The organism is Streptomyces capillispiralis (assembly GCF_007829875.1).
In the GTDB taxonomy this organism is placed as follows: Bacteria; Actinomycetota; Actinomycetes; order Streptomycetales; family Streptomycetaceae; genus Streptomyces; species Streptomyces capillispiralis.
In genome coordinates this window covers 2,004,182-2,030,011 of sequence record NZ_VIWV01000001.1, presented here as the reverse complement: position 1 = coordinate 2,030,011, position 25,830 = coordinate 2,004,182, and the positions used below count along the sequence as shown (strand labels likewise).

Genomic DNA, 25,830 nt, shown 5'->3' with positions numbered 1-25,830 from the left:
ATGTGCCCGTTCCCGTACGCCTCGTGACCGGTCCTGCCCGGCCGAGCAGAGTAGCCGGACCGGGACGACTCGGCCACCCGTGCGCGAGGATGGTGACCATGAACGCCATCATCTCCGCATCCGAACTCGCCGACGCGCTGGCGGGGGCGAACCCGCCGGTGCTGCTCGACGTCCGCTGGCAGCTCAGCACGGCCACGGCGGCCGGTGAACCGCCGTTCGACGGAAGGGCCGCCCACCGGGCCGGCCACCTCCCCGGAGCCGTCTACGTCGACCTGGACACGGAGTTGGCCTCCGCGCCGGGCGGACACGGCCGCCATCCGCTGCCCGACCCGGAGGTGTTCGGCGCCGCGATGCGACGGGCGGGCGTGTCGGCCGGGACGCCGGTGGTCGTGTACGACGGGGGCACGGGCTGGGCGGCCGCCCGCGCGTGGTGGCTGCTGCGCTGGACGGGTCACCCGGACGTGCGGGTCCTCGACGGCGGGTTGCCGTCCTGGGAGGGCCCGTTGGAGACGTCGCAGCCGCGGCCGGCCGAGGGCGACTTCGTCCCCGTGCCGGCGGCGGAAGGGCTGCTCGACGCCGACGGCGCGGCGGCGCTGGCGCGTTCGGGGGTGCTGCTGGACGCCCGCGCGGGGGAGCGGTACCGCGGTGAGGTGGAGCCGATCGACCGGGTCGGCGGGCACATCCCGGGCGCGGTGTCGGCGCCCACCACGGAGAACGTCGGCCCCGACGGCCGTTTCCGGCCCGCCGCGGAACTCGCCGCCCGCTTCGGGGAACTCGGCGTGGCGCGGGGTTCGGCGGTCGGCGTGTACTGCGGCTCGGGCGTCTCCGCGGCGCACGAGGTGCTGGCACTGGCGGTCGCGGGCATCCCCGCGGCGCTGTACGTCGGGTCCTGGTCGGAGTGGTCGTCGGACCCGGAGCGGCCGGTGGCGCTGGGGCCCGACCCACAGTGACCCGGACCGGACGGCAGCCGATCGGCTGCGACCGCACGTGAGGGGGTGTGCGCCGCGCGGCGCACACCCCCTCACGCTTCACTGTCTCCCCACCTCGTCAACGGGCCGCCGCGCGGACGACCCGGACGAGTTACTCCTGTTTCTTCCGCCGCGTCCCGAAGACGATCTCGTCCCAGCTCGGCACCGCCGCCCGGCGGCCCGGACGGACGCCGTCCGCCTCGGCCTGCCGGTCGGTCGAGCCGATGAGACGGTCCCGGTGGCTGCCGACGGACCGCGGCATGAGGACGTCCGCGTAGGCGGAACCGGCCGAGGCCGCGGGCGCCGGCGGCTCCTCCGCCTCGGGCTCGTCGGGATCCGGCTCCTCGGGAGCCGCCTCGGGTACGCGTTCCGGGACCACCAGGTCGCCCCGGAAGCTCGGCACCGCCTCCAGCAGACTGGTCAGCGAGTCCCGTTCACCCGATGCCGTAACTGCCGTGGACTCCTCGGGCGGCTCGGAGGCCTGCGCGGGAAGGCCCGGGCGCTCGCGGTCGCCGGGACGGTCCAGCGGGCGGTCGCGCGGCAGCCGGGCGATGCGCGGCACGAACGGGAAGCTGGGCTCGGGCGCGGCGAGGTCGTCGGACTCGCCGATCAGCGAGCGCGCCTCCTCGTCGACGGCCTGGACGAGCCGCCGGGGCGGGTCGTACGTCCAGATCGCCGAGTGCGGTTCGGCCGCGACCCGGTAGACCAGCAGGACCTCCCAGGTGCCGTCGTCGCGGCGCCAGGAGTCCCACTGGACGGTGTCCTTCTCCGCGCCGCGCAGCAACAGCCGCTCCTGCACGGCCTCTCCGAGCGGGGGACCGGAGTTCTCGCCGGGCCTGCGCACGGGGGTCTTGCGGGCGCGTTCGGCCATGAAGGCGCGCTCGGCGAGGACCGGGCCCTCGAAGCGGCGTACGCGGTCCACGGGGATGCCGGCCATCTGCGCGACCTCTTCCGCGGTCGCGCCGGCTCGTATACGCGCCTGGATGTCGCGGGGGCGGAGATGGCTCTCCACCTCGATCTCGATCTGGCCGAGGCGGGGACGGTCGCCGCGCACGGCGGCGCGGAGCCGTTCGTCGATCGGAAGCGTGTACTCCGTGCTGTCCGCAGCCTTCAGCACCAGCCGTGTGCCGTCATTCGAGACGGCCACGACACGCAGTTCGGGCATGGGGACCTCCCGGGTGGTGCCTGCCGACGTCACGTGCGTCGCTGCTTCCGCTAGTCGAGTGTGGCCTGCCCGGGTGCAGCCTGCCACAACCTTGCCGAGTTGCCCGGCGTGTCGGGCGAGAGCCCTGGATCGCCGTTATGGCACGGTTATCTATTCGCAACGCTAAGTGACCAACTGCGTCACCCTGTGCAACTAGCCCCCTCCCGGCGGTCCTCAAAGGTCCCGAGCACCCTGACGGGAGACCGGACCCAGGGCTCGCAACAGTACTCCATTCGGGCCACGTGCGTGGATTGGCGCGCCGCCCAACTTTGCGCAAGAGGTGGGTCTTGGCCGTGGTTACCCGGCTTCCCCGATCTTGAACGTGGGGAACTTCACGCAACCACCAGAAACGGAACGAATCTCTACGCTCCCAGGACCCTCCGCAAGTAGTCGTTGCGGAACCGGCGTTCGGGATCCAGGCGGTCACGGAGCGTGGCGAACTCCTCGAAACGCGGGTACACCCGGGAGAGGTACGCGGCGTCACGGGTGTGGATCTTCCCCCAGTGGGGCCGCCCCTCGTGCGCGGTGAGGATCCGCTCGGCCGCGGTGAAATACCCCTGATAGGGGGTGCCCTTGAACATGTGGACGGCGATGTACGCGCTGTCCCGGCCGGACGCCGTGGACAACGTGATGTCGTCGGCCGGCGCGGTGCGCACCTCGACGGGGAAGCTGACCCTGAGCGGCGAGCGGTCGACCATCGCCTTCAGTTCCCGCAGCGTCTCCACCAGGGCCGCCTGCGGAACGGCGTACTCCATCTCCACGAAGCGCACCCGGCGCGGCGATGTGAACACCTTGTAGGGGATGTCGGTGTAGGTCCGCGCGGACAGGGCCCGGCTGGAGATCCGCGCGATGGCCGGAACGGCCGGGGGCACCGCGCGGCCGAGCCAGTTGGCCGCCTGGAAGACACCGTTGGAGAGGAACTCGTCCTCGAACCAGCCCCTGAGGGCCGGCACCGGCCGCTCCGGGCCCGCGCTGCGGTTGTTCCGCTTGGTGTTGGTGTTGCCGGTGTGCGGGAACCAGTAGAACTCGAAGTGCTCGTTCTCGGCATGCAGTTGATCGAATTCGGCGCAGACCCGGTCGAAGGGCATGGGCTCCTCGCGGGCCGTCAGCAGGAAGACCGGCTCCACGGCGAAGGTGATCGCGGTGACGACGCCGAGCGCGCCGAGGCCGATGCGGGCGGCGGCGAAGACGTCCGGGTTCTCCTTCGCGGAGCAGGTGAGCACCGAACCGTCGGCGGTGACCAGCTCCAGACCCCGGATCTGGGCGGCGATGGAGGCGGAGTCGCGGCCGGTGCCGTGGGTGCCGGTACTGATGGCCCCCGAGACCGTCTGCTCCATGATGTCGCCCATGTTGGCCAGCGACAGACCCTCCCGCGCGAGGGCCACATTGAGCCTCTTGAGCGGTGTGCCCGCCTCCACCGTGACGGTACCGCCCACCCGGTCGATGTCACGTATGCCGGTCAATAGTTGAGGCCGGATCAACACACCGTCGGTGGCGGCTATGGAGGTGAACGAGTGCCCTGTGCCGACCGCCTTCACCGGCAGCCCGTCCTCGGCGGCCCGCCGTACGGCGTCGGCCAGTTCCTCGACGGAGGCGGGCGCGACCTCTCGCGCGGGCCGGGCGGAGACATTGCCTCCCCAGTTACGCCACGTGCCGTTCCTCGCGCTCGCCGTGCTGCCCAACGGAGCCTCCCCGACCCGGAGCCGGCTGCCTGAGCCGGCGGTACCCGAGGAAACCGACCACGACCGCGACGGCCCCGGACACCGCCGGAACCCCGTACCCGGCACGCGCCCCGGCCGCGTCGATCACCCAGCCGGCCACGGAGGAGCCGACCGCGACCCCGACCGCGAGCCCGGTGCTCACCCAGGTCATCCCCTCGGTGAGCTGCGCGCGTGGTACGTGCTCTTCGATGAGGGACATCGTCGTGATCATCGTGGGAGCGATGGACAGACCCGCAACGAACAGCGCCACGGCCAGAAACGGCAGGTTCCCGACCAGTAGGAGTGGGATCATACTCACGGCCATGGCGCACACGCCCAGCAGCCAACGGCGTTCCGCCGCCCCCGCGAAGTGCAGCAGCCCGAACACGACGCCCGCGAGGCACGAACCCAGCGCGTACACGGCCAGCACCACGCTGGCGGCCGCCTTGCTCCCCTCCTCCTCGGCGAACGCCACGGTGACCACGTCCACGGCACCGAAGATCGCCCCCGTCGCCACGAACGTCGCGACCAGGACCTGAAGGCCCGGGGCGCGCAGCGCCGAGCCGCCGCCCTTGTGCTCGCGCGGGTGCGGCTCGGGCTCGGTGGCGCGCTGCGCGGTCAGCCAGAAGACGCCGGCCGCCAGGAAGCAGGCCGCCAGCAGGGGGCCGGCCTCCGGGAACCAGGCCGTGGACAGCCCGATGGAGACGATCGGCCCGAAGATGAAGCAGATCTCGTCGACCACGGACTCGAAGGAGTACGCGGTGTGCAGTTGCGGGGTGCCCCGGTACAGGGCGGCCCAGCGGGCCCGGACCATCGCGCCGACGCTCGGCACGCAGCCGATGCCGACGCACGCGACGAAGAGCACCCAGTCCGGCCAGTCGTAGTGCGCGGCGAGCAGGAGCACCGCCGCCGCGGCGAGCGAGATCAGCGTCGCCGGGCGCAGCACCCGCCGCTGCCCGTACCGGTCCACCAGACGGGAGACCTGGGGGCCGGCCACGGCGGCCGCCAGCGCGATGGTGGCGGACAGGGCACCCGCCAGCCCGTACCGCCCGGTGAGCTGGGAGATCATCGTCACCACGCCGATGCCCATCATGGACAGCGGCATCCGGCCGAGGAACCCCGCGGCGGAGAAGGCCTTGCTGCCAGGAGCGGCGAACAGGGCGCGGTAGGGGCTGGGCACGGGATCTCCGAACATCTCAGTAAGGTGCGACCGCAGTCGATAGAGCTTACGGGCGAGGTCACTCCGACGCACCAGCGATTATCGCCGCACGATCGGTGACACCCCCCACCTTGTCCCCGCTGTCGGTGCCGGGTGGCAGGATCGAGGCATGCCAGACGTGCTCGACGCCAGTCCTTACGACGCCCTGCTCCTGCTCTCCTTCGGCGGCCCCGAAGGCCCGGACGACGTGGTCCCGTTCCTGGAGAACGTGACGCGCGGGCGCGGCATCCCCAAGGAACGCCTCAAGGAAGTCGGGCAGCACTACTTCCTGTTCGGCGGGATCAGCCCCATCAACGACCAGAACCGCGCGCTGCTGGAGGCGCTCCGCGAGGACTTCGCCGCGCACGGTCTGGACCTGCCGGTCCACTGGGGCAACCGCAACTGGGCGCCCTACCTCACCGACACCCTGCGCGAGATGGTCCAGGCCGGCCACCGCCGCATCCTCGTCCTGGCCACCAGCGCCTACGCCTCGTACTCCGGCTGCCGCCAGTACCGCGAGAACCTCGCCGACGCCCTCGCCACCCTGGAGGCGGAAGGGCTGGAGCTGCCGACAATCGACAAGCTGCGGCACTACTTCAACCACCCCGGCTTCGTCGAGCCCATGGTCGACGGAGTCGTCCGGTCCCTCGCCGACCTCCCCGAGGACGTCCGGGACGGCGCGCACATCGCGTTCACCACCCACTCGATCCCCACCTCCGCCGCGGACACCTCCGGCCCCGTCGAGAACCACGGCGACGGCGGTGCGTACGTCGCGCAGCACCTGGACGTGGCCCGGCTGATCGCCGACGCCGTCCGCGAGCGCACCGGCGTCGACCACCCCTGGCAGCTCGTCTACCAGTCCCGTTCCGGCGCCCCGCACATCCCGTGGCTGGAACCCGACATCTGCGACCACCTCGAGGAGCGCCATGCCGCCGGTGTCCCGGCCGTGGTGATGGCCCCGATCGGCTTCGTCTCCGACCACATGGAGGTCCTCTACGACCTCGACACCGAGGCCGAGGCCAAGGCGCGGGAGCTGGGGCTGCCGGTGCGCCGCTCCGCGACCGTCGGAGCCGACCCGCGGTTCGCCGCCGCCGTCCGTGAGCTGGTCGTGGAGCGTGCCGCCACCGAGCGCGGGCAGGACGTCACGCCGTGCGCCCTGGGCGCGCTCGGCGCGAGCCACCACCTCTGCCCGGTGGACTGCTGCCCGGCCCGCGCACCGCGTCCCGCCGCCGCGGGCGCCGACAGCCCCTACGCATGAGGAGCCCCGTGACCGACCCCCTGCACGCGGAACTGCTCGAACTGGCCCGGGAAGCGGCCCGCCGCGCGGGCGAGCTGCTGCGGGACGGCCGCCCGGCCGACCTGGCGGTCGCCGCGACCAAGTCCAGCCCGATCGACGTGGTGACCGAGATGGACATCGCGGCGGAGAAGCTGATCACCACGCTCATCGCCGAGCGGCGCCCGGAGGACGGCTTCCTCGGCGAGGAGGGCGCCTCCACCGAGGGCAGCAGCGGCATCCGCTGGGTGATCGACCCGCTCGACGGCACGGTGAACTACCTGTACGGGCTGCCCACCTGGGCCGTCTCCATCGCCGCCGAGCAGGACGGCGAGACCGTGGCCGGGGCGGTCGTCGCGCCCATGCGCGGTGAGGCCTACCACGCGGTCCGGGGCGGAGGCGCGTGGGCCACCGGCGCCTGGGAGGGCGAGCGCGAGCTGACCTGCCGCCCCTCGCCGCCCCTGGACCAGGCCCTGGTCTCGACCGGTTTCAACTACGTCGCGGACGTCCGCACCCACCAGGCCGACGTGGCCCGGCGGATAATCCCCCTCCTGCGTGACATCCGGCGCGGCGGCTCGGCCGCCGTCGACCTCTGCGACGTGGCCGCGGGCCGCCTGGACGGCTACTACGAGCGCGGGCTGCACCCCTGGGACCTCGCCGCCGGTGACCTGATCGCCCGGGAGGCGGGCGCGGTGACCGGTGGACGCCCCGGGGAGCGCCCGTCCTGGGACCTGACCGTCGCGGCCACCCCGGGCGTCTTCGAGCCCCTCCAGCAGCTTCTGGAGGACTTCGGCGCCTGGCACGACTGACCGCACGCCCGCCCGCCCCGGCGTGCGGAAGGACCGTGCCGAAAGACCGAAGCGGGCCCCGGCGCTGGATTCGCCGGGGCCCGCTCCGTGCGAGCCGATCAGACGCTGTACGCGCCGACCTCCACGCCATGCTCGGCGGCGAGGCGGCGCAGGTCGTCGAGTTCGCCCTGCTCCACTTCGACGAGGAATTCGTCGCCCTCGTCGCGGGCACGCGTCAGATCGGACTCGGTCGCCTTTATGCGCTGGAGAAGTCCTGCGGTGAATGCGTCCATGCTGCGCCCCCTCGTCCTGGGTCGGTGGGTCGGTGGCACGGGGGTGTGCCGTTCGGAAAGGGACGATCACGTCCGAAGCGGATGCCCAGCGCCACCCGGCCGGGCGGCGACGGTGCCGGACATCCACGCCCGCTCTGCGGAAGCGGACCTGTGCGCACCACAAGGTGGTGCCGTACATGCAGAGCGTGATCGCGGGATGTAAAACCCGTCCTCCCCAAGCTCCCTTCCGCGGAAACCTAACCGCGCGAGAAAATCTCGTATTCCCGCCCCGTTCGCCCGGACGTTCCCCGGTCCCGCACCCGTCCGCCACCGTGCGCCCGACCGCCTTACCGCCGACTTATGACCGAAAAGGGCAGGATGGAGGCAACACACCCACCAGCACCCCTGCCCGTGCGCGCCCTGCGGCGCTGCCCGGGCAGGTCATGAGGAAGGACAAGCGACGTGCGCGTACTCGTCGTCGAGGACGAGCAGCTGCTCGCCGATGCCGTGGCCACCGGACTGCGCCGGGAGGCCATGGCCGTCGACGTCGTGTACGACGGTGCGGCCGCCCTGGAGCGCATCGGCGTCAACGACTACGACGTGGTCGTCCTCGACCGCGACCTCCCGCTCGTGCACGGCGACGACGTCTGCCGCAAGATCGTCGAGCTCGGCATGCCCACGCGCGTGCTGATGCTCACGGCCTCCGGTGACGTCAGCGACCGCGTGGAGGGCCTGGAGATCGGCGCCGACGACTATCTGCCCAAGCCCTTCGCGTTCAGCGAGCTCATCGCGCGCGTGCGCGCGCTGGGACGGCGGACGAGCGTGCCGCTGCCGCCCGTCCTGGAGCGCGCCGGGATCAAGCTCGACCCCAACCGCCGCGAGGTCTTCCGCGACGGCAAGGAGGTCCAGCTCGCGCCGAAGGAGTTCGCCGTCCTGGAGGTGCTGATGCGCAGCGAGGGCGCGGTGGTCTCGGCGGAGCAGCTGCTGGAGAAGGCCTGGGACGAGAACACGGACCCGTTCACCAACGTGGTGCGGGTGACCGTGATGACGCTGCGCCGCAAGCTGGGCGAGCCGCCGGTCATCGTGACCGTGCCGGGCTCCGGATACCGGATCTGATACCCGATGGCCACCACACCCGCGCCCCCCACCGCGCCCCCCAAGCCGACGTGGGACCCGAGGAAGCTCGACCCGCCCTTCCCGTGGCTGCGCCCGACCATCCGCATACGTCTCACGCTGCTGTACGGCGGCATGTTCCTGATCGCCGGCATCCTGCTGCTGTCGATCATCTACCTGCTGGCCGCCCAGGCCCTCCACGACGGCGGCAGCGGCCAGTCCTTCCAGGTGACCGGCACCAACATCGACATCACCAGCGACACCTGCCCCCAGCTGGACACGGCGACCACCAACAGCCAGCTCAACGACATGCTGAAGCAGTGCAACGCGGCCCAGCGCCAGCACGCGCTGGACGATCTGCTCAGCCGCTCCCTGGGGGCGCTGCTCGGCCTGGCGATCATCGCCTTCGCCTTCGGCTACGCCATGGCCGGCCGCGTCCTGTCGCCGCTGGGCCGGATCACCCGCACCGCCCGCGCGGTCGTCGTGGCGGGTTCCGACCTGTCCCGCCGGATCGAGCTGGACGGCCCGGACGACGAGCTGAAGGAGCTGGCCGACACCTTCGACGACATGCTGGAGCGGCTCCAGCGGGCGTTCACCGCCCAGCAGCGCTTCGTGGGCAACGCCTCGCACGAGCTGCGCACCCCGCTGGCGATCAACCGCACCCTGCTGGAGGTGCACCTCTCCGACCCGCACGCGCCGGTGGAGCTCCAGCAGCTCGGCAAGACGCTGCTGGCCACCAACGAGCGCAGCGAACAGCTCGTGGAGGGCCTGCTGCTGCTCGCCCGCAGCGACAACCAGATCGTCGAGCGCAAACCCGTGGACCTGGCCGAGGTGGCCTCCCAGGCCATCGACCAGGTGCACGCCGAGGCGGACGCCAAGGGCGTGGAGATCCGCGGCACCTGCGAGCCCGCGGTCGTCCAGGGCAACGGCGTGCTGCTGGAGCGGATCGCCCTCAACCTGGTGCAGAACGCCGTGCGGTACAACGTGCCCGAGGACGGCTGGGTGGAGGTCACCACCGAGGTCCAGCACGGACAGGCGGTCCTGGTGGTGTCCAACACCGGCCCGGTCGTACCGGCGTACGAGATCGACAATCTCTTCGAGCCCTTCAGGCGGCTGCGCACCGAGCGCACCGGCAGTGACAAGGGTGTAGGACTGGGTCTTTCCATCGTGCGGTCGGTGGCCCGGGCGCACGGCGGGCACATCTACGCCCAGCCCCGTGAAGGAGGCGGACTCGTGATGCGCGTCACCCTTCCGATCTGAGAGCATGCCCCCGACACCACGGGTGTTCGCTTTGCGCGGAATTTCCGGGGCATGTTTCCGGTAACCCCATGTGTGATCGATCACAGGGGCGATTTCCCGGCCATCTACTCTCCGTGATCATGTATCCGGTCGGAAGGTCGGGAAAGTCCCGGTTTTCAGGGGGCCCGATCACGGGAAGTACACGGTGGGGCGCCTTTGAAGTGCGGTATCCGGACCGTGTACGGTCCCCATCGCCATCCAAGCCGATCACTCATGAGGAGTCCGGTTGGGTGTCGATTGAGTAACAGACCTTGATGTGAGGCAAAATCTCCGCCTCAGGTCGGGCACAAGTCCGGCCTCTCACGCGTTACGTGCGCTGGAGACACCGCATACACCCAGAGGGGGAGAGCGACATGGCAACCGACTACGACACTCCACGCAAGACCGACGACGACGTCGACTCGGACAGCCTGGAAGAGCTGAAGGCCCGACGCAACGACAAGTCGGCCTCCGCAGTGGACGTCGACGAGTTCGAGGCCGCGGAAGGCCTGGAACTGCCCGGGGCGGACCTCTCGAACGAGGAGCTGGCCGTCCGGGTCCTGCCGAAGCAGCAGGACGAGTTCACGTGCATGAGCTGCTTCCTGGTGCACCACCGCAGCCAGCTGGCCCGCGAGAAGAACGGCCAGCCGATCTGCCGCGACTGCGACTGAGGACGGGTCGGCCGTGACTGGCTCGACCCCTCCGAGGAAGCGCCGCTTCTTCCCGAGGGGAGCGGACCAAGGGGCCCAGCAGGGCCCGCAGCACGACACGCGTGACCACGAGCGGGGCTCAACCGGTACCGGGGCGGCCTCGCTCGAATCGGCAGCAGGCCGGGGTGACCTCCCGGCGTCCCTGGAGGTCACCGCGCCCGCGGCGCACCGGAGGGCTGCCGCGTTCCGTGAGAGGGCCAGGGAAGGCGCCCGCAAGGGCGGTGCCCGCGCCCGCGCGGGACTGGCGTACCTCACGGACCGGATCATCGAGATCGCCCCGCGGGTGCCCGTACGGGACCTCGCGACCCTGCGCCGGCAGTTCCCCGGGCTCGGTCCCGAGGAGCTCGCGGACAAGCTCGTGGCGGGAGCCGCGAAGGCCACGGCGACCGTCGGGGCCGGAGTCGGCGCGGCGGCGGCGATGCCCGTGCCGCCCGCGATGCCGGCGGAGCTGGCCGCCGAGGTCACCGGCGTCGCCGCGATCGAGCTGAAGCTGATCGCCGAACTCCACGAGGTCTACGGTGTGCGGCCGGCCGGCGGTCTCGCCCAGCGCAGCACCGTGTACCTGAACTCCTGGTCGGAGGAGCGCGGGATCGAGGCGACCAGGCCCTCGACCGTGAGCGCGGCGCTGAACAGCCGCATGAAGCGCGAACTGCGCCAGCGGATCATGAAGCGCACGGTCCGCAACCTGCCGAACCTGATGCCCTTCCTGGTGGGAGCCGCCGTGGGCGCCGCCATGAACCGCCGGGACACCAGAAAGCTCGCCGCCCGCATCCGGGACGACCTGCGCAGAGTGCAGGTGCCCTGGGACGCGCTGCCGGCGCTGCCCGCCCTGGAGCGCCCCGACAACGCCCTGCCCGAGGACGCCCTGAAGGAACTCGGCGGCCACTCCGACAAGGGCGACGGACACAGAGCCCCGTGACGCGTCCCGGCCCGGTGACGCCCGCGCGCGGGGCCGGGCGGCGCCCCCTCCGCATGGCCCGGTGACGCCCGCCCGGCGCCCCGTGCCCGCTCTCAAGCGGCGTCCGCGGACTCCTTCGCCGCCCGCAGGGCCTGGGCCAGCCGCTCCGGCTCGCGGGTCGACAGGAAGACGTAGGGCGTCGGGTCCGCCGGGTCCGTCACGTCCACGCGCAGAGCGCCCGGGATGTAGGCGCGCAGCAGCATGAAGGAGCGCGGGTCGGCCTTGTGCGTGCGCCATGCCCGGGCCTCCTCGGCGTCCAGGACCTCCGCCTCGCCCAGAGCCGACACCGGGATCTTCGCGTCGCCCGCGATGAGGTGGCCGCCCACGACCCGGATGCGCACCGAGCCGTACGAGCTGGCCACGACCGCCGCGACGGCGGTGCCGCCGGCCAGGCCGCCGAGCATCGGCAGGGTGCCGAACGGCAGCAGGATCAGCGCCATGGAGACCCCCACCAGGAAGGCGAGCAGCCACCAGGTGCGGGGGGCGGTGAGGCGTTCTTCGTACGGGGCGGCGGAGAGCTGCATGAATCCAAGCTTGGCACGGTGTCGGGGCAGGGCCGACGCGCGGGTAAGGTCTGCGGCTGTGAGTGGTACTTCCGCAGCTCTTCAGCCCCCGGCCGACGCCGTGCAGCCGGTGCGCCACCCGGACGCCCCCGCACCCGGCGAGCTCCTGGGCGCGCACTACGGCCAGTGTTTCGGCTGCGGCGGCGAACAGCCCCACGGGCTGCACCTCCAGGCCCGCGCCGGTGAAGGCGTGTCGATCACCGCCGAGTTCACCGTGCAGGCCGCCCACCAGGGCGCCCCGGGACTCGCGCACGGCGGGGTGCTCGCCACCGCCCTGGACGAGACGCTCGGCTCGCTCAACTGGCTGCTGCGCACGATCGCGGTGACCGGCAGGCTGGAGACCGACTTCGTCCGGCCGGTGCCGGTCGGCACGGTGCTGCACCTGGAGGCCGAGGTGACCGCGGTGGCGGGACGGAAGATCTACTGCAGTGCCACCGGACGCATCGGCGGCCCCGACGGGCCCGTCGCGGTCCGCGCCGACGCCCTGTTCATCGAGGTCAAGGTCGACCACTTCATCGACCACGGGCGCGACGAGGAGATCCAGGCCGCCATGAGCGACCCCGACCAGGTCCGCCGTGCCCGCGCCTTCGAGGTGAACCCGTGAGCGGGCTCGAGGTCGCGATCAAGCGCGTCGACCCCGACGTACCGCTTCCGGCGTACGAGCACCCGGGCGACGCGGGGGCCGATCTGCGCACCACCGAGCCCTGCGAACTGGCCCCCGGCGAGCGTGCGGTGCTGCCCACCGGGGTGTCTGTGGCCCTGCCCGAGGGGTACGCGGCCTTCGTGCACCCGCGTTCCGGTCTGGCCGCGCGCTGCGGCGTCGCCCTGGTGAATGCCCCGGGGACGGTTGATGCCGGGTACCGTGGGGAGATCAAGGTGATCGTGGTGAATCTCGACCCGCGCGAGACGGTGCGGTTCGAGCGCTTCGACCGGATTGCCCAACTGGTCGTCCAGCAGGTCGAGAGGGTTCGTTTCGTGTCGGTCGCGGAACTTCCCCCCTCGGCCCGGGCCGAGGGGGGCTTCGGTTCCACCGGCGGGCACGCGGCGGTGGAAGGTAAGAGCGGCACAAGCGTTCAGGCCGCCGTGGGCGGCACGACGGGTGGGAATCGATACGCTTCGGTCGTATCCGACCGGGAAGGACAGTGACGTGTTCGGACGTCGCAAGAAGAAGGATGCCGCCGAGGGTGCGGCCGGCGAGGCCGAGCAGGTCGTCGACGGTGTCGACGCTGAGGCGGACGAGGAGGCCGAGCGGCTGAGGCTCGAGCCGGCGCCACGGCCCGACGGACCTTGGGACAGCACCGAGGTCCGGGAGCCCGGCGAGGGCCGGGTCGACCTGGGCGGCCTGTTCGTGCCCGGCGTCGACGGCATGGAGCTGCGGGTGGAGGTCGCGGGCGACGCGATCGTCGCGGCCACCGTCGTGCTGCGCGACAGCGCCATCCAGTTGCAGGCCTTCGCCGCGCCCAAGCGCGAGGGCATCTGGGGCGAGGTCCGCGAGGAGATCGCGGCCGGCATCACCCAGCAGGGCGGCATCATCGACGAGGTCGAGGGCCCGCTGGGCTGGGAGCTGCGCGCCCAGGTGCCGGTGCAGCTGCCGGACGGCACCGGCGGCTTCCAGGTCGTGCGGTTCGTCGGCGTGGACGGACCCCGCTGGTTCCTGCGCGGTGTGATCTCGGGCCAGGGCGCGGTGCAGCCGCAGGCCGCCGGGCTGCTGGAGCAGATCTTCCGGGACACGGTGGTGGTGCGCGGGGAAGGCCCGATGGCGCCGCGCGACCCGATCGTCCTGAAGCTGCCGAACGACGCGCAGATGGTCCCCGAGAACGTGCAGCAGGAGGAGGGCTCCCGCTTCGCCGGCGGCATGGGCCAGCTGCAGCGCGGGCCGGAGATCACCGAGGTCCGCTAGGCATCGCCGGAAGGGCCGCGTCCCGGGAGGGGCGCGGCCCTTTCGCGTGCGCGGACCCTTGACGGTCCATTGGTCCGGACCTACGGCCTCCATCTCGCACGTCGCCGAGACCAGCCGCATCCAGGGCCAGGACCTGTACGGCACGACGTCGGCGAGCGGCTGCGGCACGCGCTCGGCTTCCAGGCCACCTACGAGCAGGGCGCGGCCGTCCCGAGTCGGCTGTGCGGCCGCTCCCTGCACCTCGGCCTCGGTCCGGTCACCGAGGTCGGCCACAACGCCCTGCACAACCGTCTCGGCCACGCCATGCCCAACACCCAGGCGCTCACCGAACGCACCCGCCCCTGCGGCACCAACAACCTCTTCGTCGCCTGGGAGACCCTCACTCACGGCGACAACCCCGCCTGACCGTTGTTCGACCGGATGCCGGGCGTCGGGCGGGGACACCGGCGTCCGGTCCACGGGGGAGGGCGCGTCCCGCTCGGACTGCGCCGACCCGGACGAGCGGGAGGAGCACGTCGCCCTGCTGCTCTCACCCGTGGGGCTCGCCGGACACGCGGCCCAGCGGCCCGGCGAACTCTCCTGCGGCCAGCAGCGGGTCGCCCTCGCCGTCGCCGACCGGGTCCCGGAACCGAGCGACGGCGTGATCGTCGAGGACTGGACCCGCTCCGCCCCCGGTGCGTCAGAGTTGCGTCAAGGACGGTCCGCGCACCCCCGCGGCATCCGCATACCTCCCATTGCGGCCTTAAGGTCGACTCTCGGAAAAGAACGACCGGAAGACAATGGGGCCATGGCACGCGGCAAGCTTCGGATCCACCTGGGTGCGGCACCCGGGGTCGGCAAGACGTACGCGATGCTCTCCGAAGCGCACCGCCGGGTCGAGCGGGGCACCGACTGCGTGGTCGCCTTCGTCGAACCGCACGGCCGGCCGCGCACCGAGGCGCTGCTGCACGGCCTGGAGCGGATCCCCAGTGCCGAGCTGGAACACCGGGGGGCGGTCTTCCCCGAGATGGACCTCGACGCCGTCCTCGCCCGCCGCCCCCAGGTCGCCCTGGTCGACGAACTCGCCCACACCAACGTCCCCGGCTCACGCCACGCGAAGCGCTGGCAGGACGTCGAGGAACTGCTCGCCGCCGGCATCGACGTGCTCTCCACCGTCAACATCCAGCACCTGGAGTCCCTCGGCGACGTCGTGGAGTCGATCACCGGCGTACGGCAGCGGGAGACCGTACCGGACGAGGTGGTGCGGCGGGCCGACCAGGTCGAACTGGTCGACATGACCCCCGAGGCGCTGCGCCGCCGCATGGCGCACGGCAACATCTACCAGCCGGACAAGGTCGACGCCGCCCTCTCGAACTACTTCCGCCCCGGCAACCTCACCGCGCTCAGGGAACTGGCGCTGCTGTGGGTGGCCGACCGGGTCGACGCCCACCTCCAGCGCTACCGCAGCGAACACGACGTCTCCGCCATATGGGGTTCGCGCGAACGGATCGTCGTCGGCCTGACCGGCGGACCGGAGGGCCGCACCCTGATCCGGCGGGCCGCCCGGCTGGCGGAGAAGGGCGCCGGGGGCGAGGTGCTCGCCGTCTACATCTCCCGCAGCGACGGACTCACCGCGGCCTCGCCCAAGGAGCTGGCCGAACAGCGCACCCTCGTGGAGGACCTCGGCGGCAGCTTCCACCACGTCGTCGGCGACGACATCCCCGCCGCCCTCCTCGCCTTCGCGCGCGGCGCCAACGCCACCCAGATCGTCCTGGGCTCCTCACGCCGCAGGGCCTGGCAGTACGTCTTCGGCCCCGGCGTCGGCGCGACCGTCGCGCGGGACTCCGGGCCCGACCTCGACGTGCACATCGTCACCCACGGACAGGTCGCCAAGGGCCGCGGACTGCCCGTGGCCCGCGACGCGCGGCTCGGCCGGTCCCGGCGGGCGGCGGGCTGGATGGTGGGGGTGGCCGGACCGGCGGCGGTGGCGCTGCTGCTCAGCGCCGTGGACCTGGGACTCGCCAACGACATGCTGCTGTTTTTGGCGCTGACGGTCGCGGCGGCCCTGCTCGGCGGACTCTGGCCGGCCCTGGCCTCCGCCGCCGTCGGCTCCCTGCTGCTGAACTACTTCTACACCCCGCCCCTGCACCGCTGGACCATCGCCGACCCGAAGAACATCGTCGCCATCGCGATCTTCGTGGCGGTCGGCGTGTCGGTGGCGTCGGTGGTCGACCTCGCCGCCCGGCGCACCCATCAGGCGGCCCGGCTGCGCGCCGAGTCGGAGATCCTCTCCTTCCTCGCCGGCAACGTGCTGCGCGGCGAGACCGGCCTGGAGGACCTGCTGGAACGGGTCCGCGAGACCTTCGGCATGGATTCCGCCGCCCTCCTGGAGCGCGCGGGTGACGTGGAGCCGTGGACCTGCGCGGGCCGGGCCGGCCGCGGACGGCCCGTGGAGCGGCCCGAGGACGCCGACGTGGAGGTGCCCGTCGGCGACCACATGGCGCTGGCCCTGACCGGCCGGGTGCCGCCCGCCGAGGACCGCAGGGTGCTGGCCGCCTTCGCCGCGCAGGCCGCCGTCGTCCTGGACCGCCGCAGGCTGCGCGAGCAGGCCGACCAGGCCCTCGCCCTCGCCGAGGGCAACCGCATCCGCACCGCCCTGCTGGCCGCCGTCAGCCACGACCTGCGCACCCCGCTGGCCGGCATCAAGGCGGCGGTCTCCTCGCTGCGCTCCGAGGACGTCGAATGGTCCCCCGAGGACCGCTCCGAGCTGCTGGAGGGCATCGAGGACGGCGCCGACCGGCTGGACCACCTGGTGGGCAACCTGCTGGACATGTCCCGGCTGCACACCGGCACGGTCACCCCCCTGATCCGCGAGATCGACCTGGACGAGGTCGTCCCCATGGCGCTCGGCGGGGTGCCCGAAGCGGACGTCGCCCTCGACGTCCCGGAGTCCCTGCCCATGGTCGCCGCGGACCCCGGACTGCTGGAGCGGGCGATGGCCAACGTCATCGAGAACGCCGTCAAGTACAGTCCCCCCGGCCTGCCCGTCCTGGTCGCCGCCAGCGCCCTCGCCGACCGGGTCGAGGTGCGGGTGGTCGACCGCGGCCCCGGCGTCCCCGACGAGGCCAAGGACCGTATCTTTGAACCCTTCCAGCGTCACGGTGACGCCCCGCGCGGAGCCGGCGTGGGCCTCGGGCTCGCCGTCGCCCGCGGTTTCGCCGAGGCCATGGGCGGCACCCTGAACGCCGAGGACACTCCCGGCGGCGGCCTCACCATGGCGCTCACCCTGCGCGCCGCGGGCACGCGCCCGGAGTCCGTACCCGCCGCAGAACCGGAAAGGCAGCCCTCATGACCCGTGTGCTGGTGGTCGACGACGATCCGGCCATCGTGCGCGCCCTGGTGATCAACCTCAAGGCACGGTCCTACGAGGTCGACTCCGCCCACGACGGCGCCGGCGCCCTGCGCACCGCCGCCGCCCGCCACCCCGACGTCGTCGTCCTCGACCTGGGCCTGCCCGACATGGACGGCGTCGAGGTGATCAGGGAGCTGCGCGGCTGGACCCGGGTGCCGATCCTGGTGCTCTCCGCGCGGCACGCCTCCGACGAGAAGGTCCTGGCGCTGGACGCGGGGGCCGACGACTACGTGACCAAGCCCTTCGGCATGGACGAACTGCTGGCCCGGCTGCGGGCCGCCGTACGCCGCGCGGAGCCCGCCGGCGACGGGGGCGACGTGGTGGTGGAGACCGAGGGGTTCACCGTCGACCTGGCCGCGAAGAAGGTCAACCGCGGCGGCAAGGACGTACGGCTGACGCCCACCGAGTGGCACCTGCTGGAGGTGCTGGTGCGCAACAGCGGCCGGCTGGTGGCGCAGAAGCAGCTGCTGCGGGAGGTGTGGGGTCCCTCCTACGGGACGGAGACCAACTACCTGCGCGTGTACATGGCGCAGCTGCGGCGGAAGCTGGAGGCGGATCCGTCACATCCGCAGCACCTCATCACCGAGCCCGGCATGGGGTACCGCTTCGAGAAGTGAAGGTCAGCGAGGTGCCCGCGCAGGCGGCCGCCGGCGGCCGGTTCGGTCCCGGCGACCAAGGGGTACGTAACCGTCAGTGCACCCCGGTACGCTTCAGATATGAGTGCTGTTCCTCGTTCCGAGAAGCCGGCAGGCCGGTTCCGGCGCATGCTCGACCGGCTCTCCTCGTCTCAGGAGGACCTGGAGTCCGAGGAGCTGCGTGAGGACGCCGAGACCGCCGGCTGTACGCGGATAGGCGACTGCCGTGACCGGCAGATCGTCACGGTTACTGGTACCTTGCGCACGGTCACGCTGCGGCCGCGCGCCGGTGTCCCGGCCCTGGAGGCCGAGCTGTTCGACGGCTCCGCCGCGCTGGACGTGGTCTGGCTCGGCAGGCGCTCCATCGTGGGGATCGAGCCGGGGCGCAAGCTGATCGCATCGGGCCGGATCTCGATGAGCCGGGGCCGCCGGGTGCTGTTCAATCCGAAATACGAACTGAGACCCCTCGGACGGGAGTAGCCGGTGACGTCGCTCGACAAGCCGACAACCGAAGACACATCCGCCAACGACACCCGGGCGGTGACGGAGGCCGCCCTGTTCGAAGCGTTCGGCGGCGTGCGGGGCATGGTCGAGACGGTGCTGCCCGGACTGCTCTTCGTCAGCATCTACACGGTCAACAAGGACCTGCACATGTCGGCGATCGCGGCGCTCGCCGTGGCGCTGGTGATGGTCGTGGTCCGCCTGGTGATGAAGGACACCGTCAAGCACGCCTTCAGCGGCGTCTTCGGGGTCGCCTTCGGTGTCGTCTTCGCGATGATGACCGGCAACGCCAAGGACTTCTACCTGCCGGGCATGCTCTACACCCTGGGCCTGGCGCTGGCGTACATCGTCACGGCGATGGCCGGTGTGCCCCTGATCGGCCTGATGCTCGGCCCGGTCTTCAAGGAGAACCTCTCCTGGCGCACCCGTAACCCGGGCCGCAAGAAGGCGTACACCAAGGCCAGTTGGGCCTGGGGCCTGATCCTGCTCGGCAAGAGCGCGATCCTCTTCCCGCTGTACTGGTGGGCGGACACCACGCAGCTGGGCTGGGTGCTCGTCGCGCTGAAGATCCCGCCGTTCCTGCTCGCCGTGTACCTGACCTGGGTGTTCCTCGCGAAGGCGCCGCCGCCGATCGACGTGTTCGCGGAGATGGAGGCGGAGGAGCGCGCGGAGGAGGAGCGCAAGGCCGCGGCTTCCGCGGGTGAGTAGGCGCCGTCGCTCCCGTCCCCTCCGGGGCTGCGCCCCCAAACCCCCGGTTCGGCCTGAACGGCCTCGTCCTCGAACGCCGGACGGGCTGAAGGGGGCGCCCGGGGTTTCCGGGCGCCCCTCTGCGCACGGCTAGCGGGCCGGGTCGTCCTTGCGGACCGAGAGCAGGTCCTCCAGTTGTTCCTCGCGGGCCTGGGCGGCCACGAAGAGCAGTTCGTCGCCGGCCTCCAGGGAGTCCTCGCGGGTCGGCGCCAGTACGCGCGTGCCGCGGATGATGGTCACCAGCGAGGTGTCCTGCGGCCACTCCACGTCCCCGACCTGGGTGCCGGCCAGCGCCGACTCCTCCGGCAGGGTCAGCTCGACCAGGTTGGCGTCGCCGTGGCTGAAGCGCAGCAGCCGGACCAGGTCGCCGACGCTCACCGCCTCCTCCACCAGGGCCGACATCAGCCGCGGTGTGGAGACGGCGACGTCCACACCCCAGGACTCGTTGAACAGCCACTCGTTCTTCGGGTTGTTCACCCGGGCGACGACGCGCGGAACGCCGTACTCGGTCTTGGCGAGCAGCGAGACGACCAGGTTGACCTTGTCGTCGCCGGTCGCGGCGATGACGACGTTGCAGCGCTGGAGCGCCGCCTCGTCCAGGGACGTGATCTCGCAGGCGTCGGCCAGCAGCCACTCGGCCTGCGGCACGCGCTCGACCGAGATGGCGGTCGGCGCCTTGTCGATGAGCAGGATCTCGTGCCCGTTCTCCAGCAGTTCGCCCGCGATCGAGCGGCCGACCGCGCCGGCTCCGGCAATGGCGACCCTCATCAGTGACCGCCCTCCTCTTCGGGACCCTTGGCGAACGCCGCCTCGACCCGGTTGATCTCGTCGGTCCGCATCATCACATGCACCAGGTCGCCCTCCTGCAACACGGTCTGCGAGCTGGGCAGCATCGCCTCACCGAGCCGGGTGAGGAAGGCCACGCGCACCCCGGTCTCGTCCTGCAGCCTGCTGATCCGGTGGCCCACCCAGGCCGTCGAGGTGTGCACCTCGGCGAGCTGGACCCCGCCGGTGGGGTCGCGCCACAGCGGCTCCGCGCCCGAGGGGAGCAGCCGGCGCAGCATCTGGTCGGCCGTCCAGCGGACGGTCGCCACCGTGGGGATGCCGAGGCGCTGGTAGACCTCCGCGCGGCGGGGGTCGTAGATCCGGGCGGCGACGTTCTCGATGCCGAACATCTCCCGGGCCACCCGCGCGGCGATGATGTTGGAGTTGTCGCCGCTGGAGACGGCGGCGAAGGCGCCCGCCTCCTCGATGCCCGCCTCGCGCAGTGTGTCCTGGTCGAAGCCGACCCCGGTGACCCGGCGGCCGCCGAACGAGGAGCCCAGCCGGCGGAAGGCGGTGGGGTCCTGGTCGATCACGGCGACCGTGTGCCCCTGTTCCTCCAGGGTCTGGGCCAGGGCGGAACCAACCCTTCCGCAGCCCATGATGACAATATGCATCGCGTCACACCGCGCTTCCTGCAGGCCCTTCGACCTTCATGACTTCCGTGCTCATGTCTCTCTCTCGGCTCGCCAGGCAACACATCGCGGCCCGAAGGCGGGCCGCAGGGCAACATCATGCCGGGGGATCGCGGTCCTGACGCCCTCCGGGGCCCGGACGCCGTGTGCGCGTGCCGGACTCCAACGTATCCGCATCACCGGGACACCTCCGAGGCCCGGGCCGGGAGAGGAACAACGATGACCGCCGAGACCGACGTCCTCGTCCTGGGCGGCGCGGGCGTGGACACGATCGTCCACGTGCCCGAACTGCCCGTGCCGCTCGCCGACAGCCACATGATCCGGCCGGGCATCGTCACCCGCGCGGGGCAGAGCGGCGACTTCTTCGCCCTGGGCACCAGCGCCCTCGGCCTGCGCACCCACCACCTCGACCTCATCGGCGACGACCACGAGGGCGACCTCGTCCGCGCCCTGCACCGCGACCACGGCATCGCCCTCACCGCCGTACCCCAGCCGTGCGGCACCAAGCGCGCGGTCAACCTGGTCGGCCCCGACGGCCGGCGGCTCTCCCTGTACGACGCGACCCGCTGGGCCGAGACGGACCGGCTGCCCGAGGAGACCGTGCGCGGCCTCGCCGCCGCCAGCCGCCACGCCCACGTCGTCATCACCCAGCCCTGCGACCGGGCCCTGCCCGTGCTGCGCGAGACGGGGGTGACGATCTCGACCGACCTGCACGACTGGGACGGCGCCAACCCCTACCACGAGCCCTTCGCCCTCGCCGCGGACCTCGTCTTCCTCTCCGCCGCCGCCCTGCCGGACCCGGAGGCCACCATGCGCCGGATCACCGCGCGGGGCAGGGCGCGGATCGTCGTCGCCACCGCGGGCGCCGAGGGCGCGTACCTGCTCGCCGACGGCGAACTGACCCACGTCCCCGCGGCCGAGCCCCCGGCACCGGTCGTGGACTCCAACGGGGCGGGCGACGCCTTCGCGGCCGCCTTCGTCCACGGCTGGCTCGGCGGCGAACCGGCCGTGCACTGCGCCCGGCTCGGCGCCGTGGCCGGCGCCCACGCCTGCACGGTGCCGTCGACGCGGGTGGCCGCGATCGGGCCGGAGGCCCTGCGCGCCGGAGTCACCGGGCGGGCCCCCGGGACGGCCGACGGCGCGTGATGCTCCGCACGCTCGCCGCGGTGAGGATTCCGAGGCCGAGAAGTGCCGCCGCCGCGCCGATCAGTTCTGCGGTCGCGTGCATGGAACCTCCACGGAGCGGCTGCGGCCGGGCGACGGCACGGGAAACGGACGGGGCTCAGTCATATAGCCATGGAAGTGACCCGACCTGCGGAATCCGCAGCCCGGCCGCCCGGTGATTTCACCCGGTGGGCCGAGGCCGTATGGATGCCGTATGGAAGTGGGGTGGTGGTTGGGCCGCCCCGCCCTGGAAGGCTTACGATCCACTGCTGTGTCCAAATTGACCGACGTGCCCAAACGCATTCTCATCGGGCGCGCACTCCGCAGCGACCGGCTGGGGGAAACCCTCCTGCCGAAGCGCGTCGCACTGCCCGTGTTCGCCTCCGACCCGCTGTCCTCCGTGGCGTACGCCCCCGGTGAGGTGCTGCTGGTCCTGTCCATCGCGGGCCTGTCGGCGTACCACTTCAGCCCCTGGATCGCCGCCGCGGTCGTGGTGCTGATGTTCACTGTGGTCGCCTCCTACCGGCAGAACGTGCACGCCTACCCCAGCGGTGGCGGCGACTACGAGGTGGCCAACACCAACCTCGGCCCCAAGGCCGGCCTGACCGTCGCGAGCGCCCTGCTCGTCGACTACGTGCTGACGGTCGCCGTGTCGATCTCCTCCGGCATCGAGAACCTGGGCTCCGCGGTCCCCTTCGTCGTCGAGCACAAGGTCGCCTGCGCGATCGGCGTGATCGTGCTCCTGACCCTGATGAACCTGCGCGGGGTCAAGGAGTCGGGCACGCTCTTCGCGATCCCCACCTACGTCTTCGTCGCCGGCGTCTTCACCATGATCGCGTGGGGCGCGTTCCGCGGGGTCGTGCTCGGCGACGACATGCGGGCGCCCACCGCGGACTTCGAGATCAAGCCCGAACACCCGGGGCTGGCCGGTTTCGCCCTGGTCTTCCTGCTCCTGCGCGCCTTCTCCTCCGGCTGCGCCGCGCTGACCGGCGTCGAGGCGATCTCCAACGGCGTACCGGCCTTCCGCAAGCCCAAGTCGCGCAACGCGGCGACCACGCTCGCCATGATGGGCCTGTTCGCCGTCACCATGTTCTGCGGCATCATCGGCCTGGCCATGGCCACCGACGTCCGCATGGCCGAGAACCCGGCCAAGGATCTGATCCACAACGGCGCCCCGCTCGGCCCGGACTACGTCCAGGACCCGGTGATCTCCCAGGTCGCCGAGGCCGTCTTCGGCCATGGCAGCGTCCTGTTCATGATCCTCGCCGCCGCCACCGCGCTGGTGCTGTTCCTCGCCGCCAACACCGCCTACAACGGCTTCCCGCTGCTCGGCTCGATCCTCGCCCAGGACCGCTACCTGCCCCGCCAGCTCCACACCCGCGGCGACCGCCTCGCCTTCTCCAACGGCATCGTGCTGCTCGCCGGCGCCGCCGGACTGCTGGTGTGGATCTACGGCGCCGACTCCACCCGGCTGATCCAGCTCTACATCGTCGGCGTGTTCGTCTCCTTCACGCTCAGCCAGATCGGCATGGTGCGGCACTGGAACCGCCTGCTGACCACCGAGAAGGAGCCGGCCAAGCGCCGCCACATGATCCGCTCGCGGGCCATCAACACCTTCGGCGCCTTCTTCACCGGCATGGTGCTGGTCGTCGTGCTCGTCACCAAGTTCACCCACGGCGCCTGGGTCGCGCTGCTCGGCATGGCCATCTTCTACGCCACGATGACCGCCATCCGTAAGCACTACGACCGCGTCGCCGAGGAGATCGCGGCACCGGAGGCCCCCAGCGACGACAGCGTGCGGCCCTCCCGGGTCCACTCCGTCGTCCTGATCTCCAAGATCCACCGCCCCACGCTGCGCGCGCTCGGCTACGCCAAGCTGATGCGCTCCGACACCCTGGAGGCGCTCAGCGTCAACGTGGACCCGGCCGAGACCAAGGCACTGCGCGCCGAATGGGAACGGCGCGGCATCGACGTACCCCTGAAGGTGCTCGACTCGCCGTACCGGGAGGTCACCCGCCCGGTCATCGAGTACGTCAAGAGCCTGCGCAACGAGTCGCCGCGCGACGTGGTCTCCGTGATCATCCCCGAGTACGTCGTCGGCCACTGGTACGAGCACCTGCTGCACAACCAGAGCGCCCTGCGCCTCAAGGGCCGGCTGCTGTTCACGCCGGGCGTCATGGTGACCTCGGTCCCGTACCAGCTCCAGTCGTCCGAGGTGGCCAAGAAGCGGGCCCGCAAGCGGCAGGAGTGGACCGCGCCCGGTTCGGTGCGTCGCGGCCCGGCGGAGCGGACGAAGGACTCCTCCACACACACGTAGACTGGTGGGCTGTTGTCACGGGCCATCGCGCCGCCCACCCGCCCCCGATGTTGTGGAGTCACCCCGCCATGCAGGCAGAACCGAGGAAATCGCTGGTGGGGGAGGAGTACGAGGTCGAGGTCGGCCCCGTCGCCCACGGCGGTCACTGCATCGCCCGTACGTCCGAGGGGCAGGTGCTGTTCGTCCGGCACGCGCTGCCCGGTGAGCGGGTCGTCGCCCGGGTGACCGAGGGCGAGGAGGGCGCCCGCTTCCTGCGGGCCGACGCGGTCACCGTCCTGGACGCCTCCAAGGACCGCATCGACGCCCCCTGCCCCTTCGCCGGCCCCGGCCGCTGCGGCGGCTGCGACTGGCAGCACGCCAAGCCGGGCGCCCAGCGGCGCCTCAAGGGCGAGGTCGTCGCCGAGCAGCTGCGGCGCCTGGCCGGACTCGCGCCCGAGGACGTCGGCTGGGACGGCACCGTCATGCCCGCCGAGGGCGACAAGGTCCCCGCGGGCCAGGTCCCGGCCTGGCGCACGCGCGTGCAGTACGCCGTCACCGCCGACGGCCGCGCCGGACTGCGCCGGCACCGCTCGCACGAGGTCGAGCCGATCGACCACTGCATGATCGCCGCCGAGGGCGTCAGCGAGCTGGGCATCGAGAAGCGGGACTGGACGGGCATGGACTCCGTCGAGGCGATCGCCGCGACCGGCTCCCAGGACCGCCAGGTCATCCTCACCCCGAAGCCGGGCTCCCGCCTGCCCTTGGTCGAACTCGACCGCCCGGTCTCCGTCATGCGCGTCGACGAACGCTCCGGCCAGGTCCACCGCGTCCACGGCCGCCCCTTCGTCCGCGAACGCGCCGACGGCCGCACCCACCGGGTCGGCAGCGGAGGCTTCTGGCAGGTCCACCCGAAGGCCGCCGACACCCTGGTCACCGCGGTCATGCAGGGCCTGCTGCCCCGCAAGGGCGACATGGCGCTCGACCTGTACTGCGGCGTCGGCCTGTTCGCGGGCGCCCTGGCCGACCGGGTCGGCGAGGCGGGCGCGGTCCTCGGCATCGAGTCCGGCAAGCGGGCCGTCGAGGACGCCCGGCACAACCTCACCGACTTCCCCCGGGTCCGCATCGAACAGGGCAAGGTCGAGTCCGTCCTGCCCCGCACGGGCATCGACGAGGTCGACCTCATCGTCCTCGACCCCCCGCGGGCCGGCGCCGGCCGGAAGACCGTGGAGCACCTGTCGTCCCTGGGCGCCCGCAGGATCGCGTACGTGGCCTGCGACCCGGCCGCGCTGGCCCGGGACCTGGGGTACTTCCGGGACGGTGGGTACCGGGTGCGGACGCTGCGGGTGTTCGATCTGTTCCCGATGACGCATCACGTGGAGTGTGTCGCCATCCTCGAACCCACCGCGAAGGGCTCCTGACCTGCGGTTTTGCTCGTGCGTATTATGTGCGGTGTGGGCGTTACGGGCGATATCTTGACGCTGAAATGACGCTCATTTGACGCTCGTTCTGATGGTGAGTCAGTTGGTATTTCCTGCGGTGACGGTGGGCCGGAGTCCTCCTGCGGGAGATGAGGGCACGAACGGCCCGCAGCTCCTATCCGGACTCTGTCCAGGGCACGCTCAGGAGCAGTTGCTTGCCCAGAGGTGCTTCGGTGCAGTGCCGGCGCATCTTCATCTCGCAGTAGTGGAAGTCCGCCGAGCCTGGTTCGTTTTGC

At 71.8% G+C, this 25,830-nt stretch carries 24 protein-coding genes and 1 pseudogene; 18 read left to right on the top strand and 7 right to left on the bottom strand.

Annotation, left to right across the window (positions count from 1 at the left end; genetic code table 11):
• Positions 1–98: 98 nt before the first annotated feature.
• Positions 99–950 (top strand): sulfurtransferase, encoded by an 852-nt coding sequence (locus FHX78_RS08165; protein WP_145866783.1) that lies wholly within the window; start codon positions 99–101, stop codon positions 948–950.
• A 130-nt stretch (positions 951–1,080) separates the two neighbouring features.
• Here the strand turns inward: FHX78_RS08165 and sepH are convergent, their stop codons facing one another.
• From sepH to FHX78_RS08150, 3 genes are all read right to left on the bottom strand, one after another.
• A complete protein-coding gene (gene sepH, locus FHX78_RS08160) occupies positions 1,081–2,133 on the bottom strand; it encodes a septation protein SepH (RefSeq protein WP_145866782.1) in 1,053 nt (350 codons plus the stop codon).
• 401 nt (positions 2,134–2,534) lie between these two features.
• Complete coding sequence (locus tag FHX78_RS08155) at positions 2,535–3,854, bottom strand: D-arabinono-1,4-lactone oxidase (RefSeq protein ID WP_145866781.1); 1,320 nt, start codon at positions 3,852–3,854, stop codon at positions 2,535–2,537.
• The gene (locus FHX78_RS08150; protein WP_145871783.1) at positions 3,814–5,052 is read right to left on the bottom strand and encodes an MFS transporter; all 1,239 of its coding nucleotides are present in this window, start codon (positions 5,050–5,052) and stop codon (positions 3,814–3,816) included. The genes FHX78_RS08155 and FHX78_RS08150 overlap by 41 nt, the downstream gene beginning before the upstream one ends.
• A gap of 148 nt (positions 5,053–5,200) precedes the next feature.
• Between FHX78_RS08150 and FHX78_RS08145 the strand changes: the two genes are divergently transcribed.
• Complete coding sequence (locus FHX78_RS08145; protein ID WP_145866780.1) at positions 5,201–6,328, top strand: ferrochelatase; 1,128 nt, start codon at positions 5,201–5,203, stop codon at positions 6,326–6,328.
• Positions 6,329–6,336: 8 nt separating this feature from the next.
• Positions 6,337–7,152 (top strand): inositol monophosphatase family protein, encoded by an 816-nt coding sequence (locus FHX78_RS08140; RefSeq protein WP_145866779.1) that lies wholly within the window; start codon positions 6,337–6,339, stop codon positions 7,150–7,152.
• A gap of 98 nt (positions 7,153–7,250) precedes the next feature.
• Here FHX78_RS08140 and FHX78_RS36725 read toward each other — a convergent pair whose 3' ends face one another.
• The gene (locus tag FHX78_RS36725; RefSeq protein ID WP_167531714.1) at positions 7,251–7,424 is read right to left on the bottom strand and encodes a hypothetical protein; all 174 of its coding nucleotides are present in this window, start codon (positions 7,422–7,424) and stop codon (positions 7,251–7,253) included.
• A gap of 441 nt (positions 7,425–7,865) precedes the next feature.
• Between FHX78_RS36725 and FHX78_RS08135 the strand changes: the two genes are divergently transcribed.
• From FHX78_RS08135 to FHX78_RS08120, 4 genes are all read left to right on the top strand, one after another.
• Positions 7,866–8,519, top strand: a complete 654-nt coding sequence (locus FHX78_RS08135; protein ID WP_003993508.1) for a response regulator transcription factor — start codon at positions 7,866–7,868, stop codon at positions 8,517–8,519.
• A gap of 6 nt (positions 8,520–8,525) precedes the next feature.
• On the top strand, positions 8,526–9,776 hold the full coding sequence (locus FHX78_RS08130; RefSeq protein ID WP_145866778.1) for a sensor histidine kinase: 1,251 nt from the start codon (positions 8,526–8,528) through the stop codon (positions 9,774–9,776).
• A 392-nt stretch (positions 9,777–10,168) separates the two neighbouring features.
• Positions 10,169–10,465 carry a DUF4193 domain-containing protein gene (locus FHX78_RS08125; protein WP_003993510.1) on the top strand — a complete coding sequence of 99 codons (297 nt, stop codon included), beginning with the start codon at positions 10,169–10,171 and terminating at the stop codon, positions 10,463–10,465.
• A 13-nt stretch (positions 10,466–10,478) separates the two neighbouring features.
• Complete coding sequence (locus FHX78_RS08120) at positions 10,479–11,423, top strand: hypothetical protein (RefSeq protein WP_145866777.1); 945 nt, start codon at positions 10,479–10,481, stop codon at positions 11,421–11,423.
• Positions 11,424–11,515: 92 nt separating this feature from the next.
• On the opposite strand, the gene FHX78_RS08115 is transcribed toward FHX78_RS08120, so the two are convergent.
• On the bottom strand, positions 11,516–11,986 hold the full coding sequence (locus tag FHX78_RS08115; protein WP_145866776.1) for a DUF3093 domain-containing protein: 471 nt from the start codon (positions 11,984–11,986) through the stop codon (positions 11,516–11,518).
• A gap of 58 nt (positions 11,987–12,044) precedes the next feature.
• Here FHX78_RS08115 and FHX78_RS08110 point away from each other — a divergent pair, with 58 nt between their 5' ends.
• From FHX78_RS08110 to FHX78_RS08075, 8 genes and pseudogenes are all read left to right on the top strand, one after another.
• The gene (locus tag FHX78_RS08110; RefSeq protein WP_145866775.1) at positions 12,045–12,629 is read left to right on the top strand and encodes a PaaI family thioesterase; all 585 of its coding nucleotides are present in this window, start codon (positions 12,045–12,047) and stop codon (positions 12,627–12,629) included.
• Positions 12,626–13,171: a dUTP diphosphatase gene (dut, locus tag FHX78_RS08105; RefSeq protein WP_145866774.1), complete on the top strand. Its 546-nt coding sequence runs from the start codon at positions 12,626–12,628 to the stop codon at positions 13,169–13,171. The genes FHX78_RS08110 and dut overlap by 4 nt, the downstream gene beginning before the upstream one ends.
• Before the next feature lies 1 nt (position 13,172).
• Positions 13,173–13,925: a DUF3710 domain-containing protein gene (locus FHX78_RS08100; RefSeq protein WP_145866773.1), complete on the top strand. Its 753-nt coding sequence runs from the start codon at positions 13,173–13,175 to the stop codon at positions 13,923–13,925.
• 85 nt (positions 13,926–14,010) lie between these two features.
• Positions 14,011–14,330: pseudogene (locus FHX78_RS08095) on the top strand (alginate lyase family protein); the annotation flags it as partial.
• A gap of 382 nt (positions 14,331–14,712) precedes the next feature.
• Positions 14,713–17,256, top strand: a complete 2,544-nt coding sequence (locus FHX78_RS08090; protein WP_145866772.1) for a sensor histidine kinase — start codon at positions 14,713–14,715, stop codon at positions 17,254–17,256.
• Positions 17,253–17,933 (top strand): response regulator, encoded by a 681-nt coding sequence (locus tag FHX78_RS08085; RefSeq protein ID WP_145866771.1) that lies wholly within the window; start codon positions 17,253–17,255, stop codon positions 17,931–17,933. The genes FHX78_RS08090 and FHX78_RS08085 overlap by 4 nt, the downstream gene beginning before the upstream one ends.
• 99 nt (positions 17,934–18,032) lie before the next feature.
• Positions 18,033–18,431 carry an OB-fold nucleic acid binding domain-containing protein gene (locus tag FHX78_RS08080; protein ID WP_073930701.1) on the top strand — a complete coding sequence of 133 codons (399 nt, stop codon included), beginning with the start codon at positions 18,033–18,035 and terminating at the stop codon, positions 18,429–18,431.
• Between the two features lie 3 nt (positions 18,432–18,434).
• Positions 18,435–19,160 (top strand): DUF3159 domain-containing protein, encoded by a 726-nt coding sequence (locus tag FHX78_RS08075; protein WP_145866770.1) that lies wholly within the window; start codon positions 18,435–18,437, stop codon positions 19,158–19,160.
• A 129-nt stretch (positions 19,161–19,289) separates the two neighbouring features.
• Here FHX78_RS08075 and FHX78_RS08070 read toward each other — a convergent pair whose 3' ends face one another.
• Positions 19,290–19,967, bottom strand: coding sequence for a potassium channel family protein (locus FHX78_RS08070; RefSeq protein ID WP_145866769.1), 678 nt, complete (start codon positions 19,965–19,967; stop codon positions 19,290–19,292).
• A complete protein-coding gene (locus FHX78_RS08065; RefSeq protein ID WP_145866768.1) occupies positions 19,967–20,638 on the bottom strand; it encodes a potassium channel family protein in 672 nt (223 codons plus the stop codon). Before FHX78_RS08065 ends, FHX78_RS08070 begins: the two co-directional genes overlap by 1 nt.
• Before the next feature lie 237 nt (positions 20,639–20,875).
• On the opposite strand from FHX78_RS08065, the gene FHX78_RS08060 reads away from it, so the two are divergent.
• The 3 genes from FHX78_RS08060 to FHX78_RS08050 all read left to right on the top strand — a co-directional run bounded on the left by FHX78_RS08060 (position 20,876) and on the right by FHX78_RS08050 (position 25,534).
• Positions 20,876–21,802, top strand: a complete 927-nt coding sequence (locus tag FHX78_RS08060; RefSeq protein ID WP_145866767.1) for an adenosine kinase — start codon at positions 20,876–20,878, stop codon at positions 21,800–21,802.
• A 289-nt stretch (positions 21,803–22,091) separates the two neighbouring features.
• Positions 22,092–24,137: an APC family permease gene (locus tag FHX78_RS08055; protein ID WP_145866766.1), complete on the top strand. Its 2,046-nt coding sequence runs from the start codon at positions 22,092–22,094 to the stop codon at positions 24,135–24,137.
• A 68-nt stretch (positions 24,138–24,205) separates the two neighbouring features.
• Positions 24,206–25,534, top strand: coding sequence for a class I SAM-dependent RNA methyltransferase (locus FHX78_RS08050; protein ID WP_145866765.1), 1,329 nt, complete (start codon positions 24,206–24,208; stop codon positions 25,532–25,534).
• Positions 25,535–25,830: the final 296 nt, after the last annotated feature.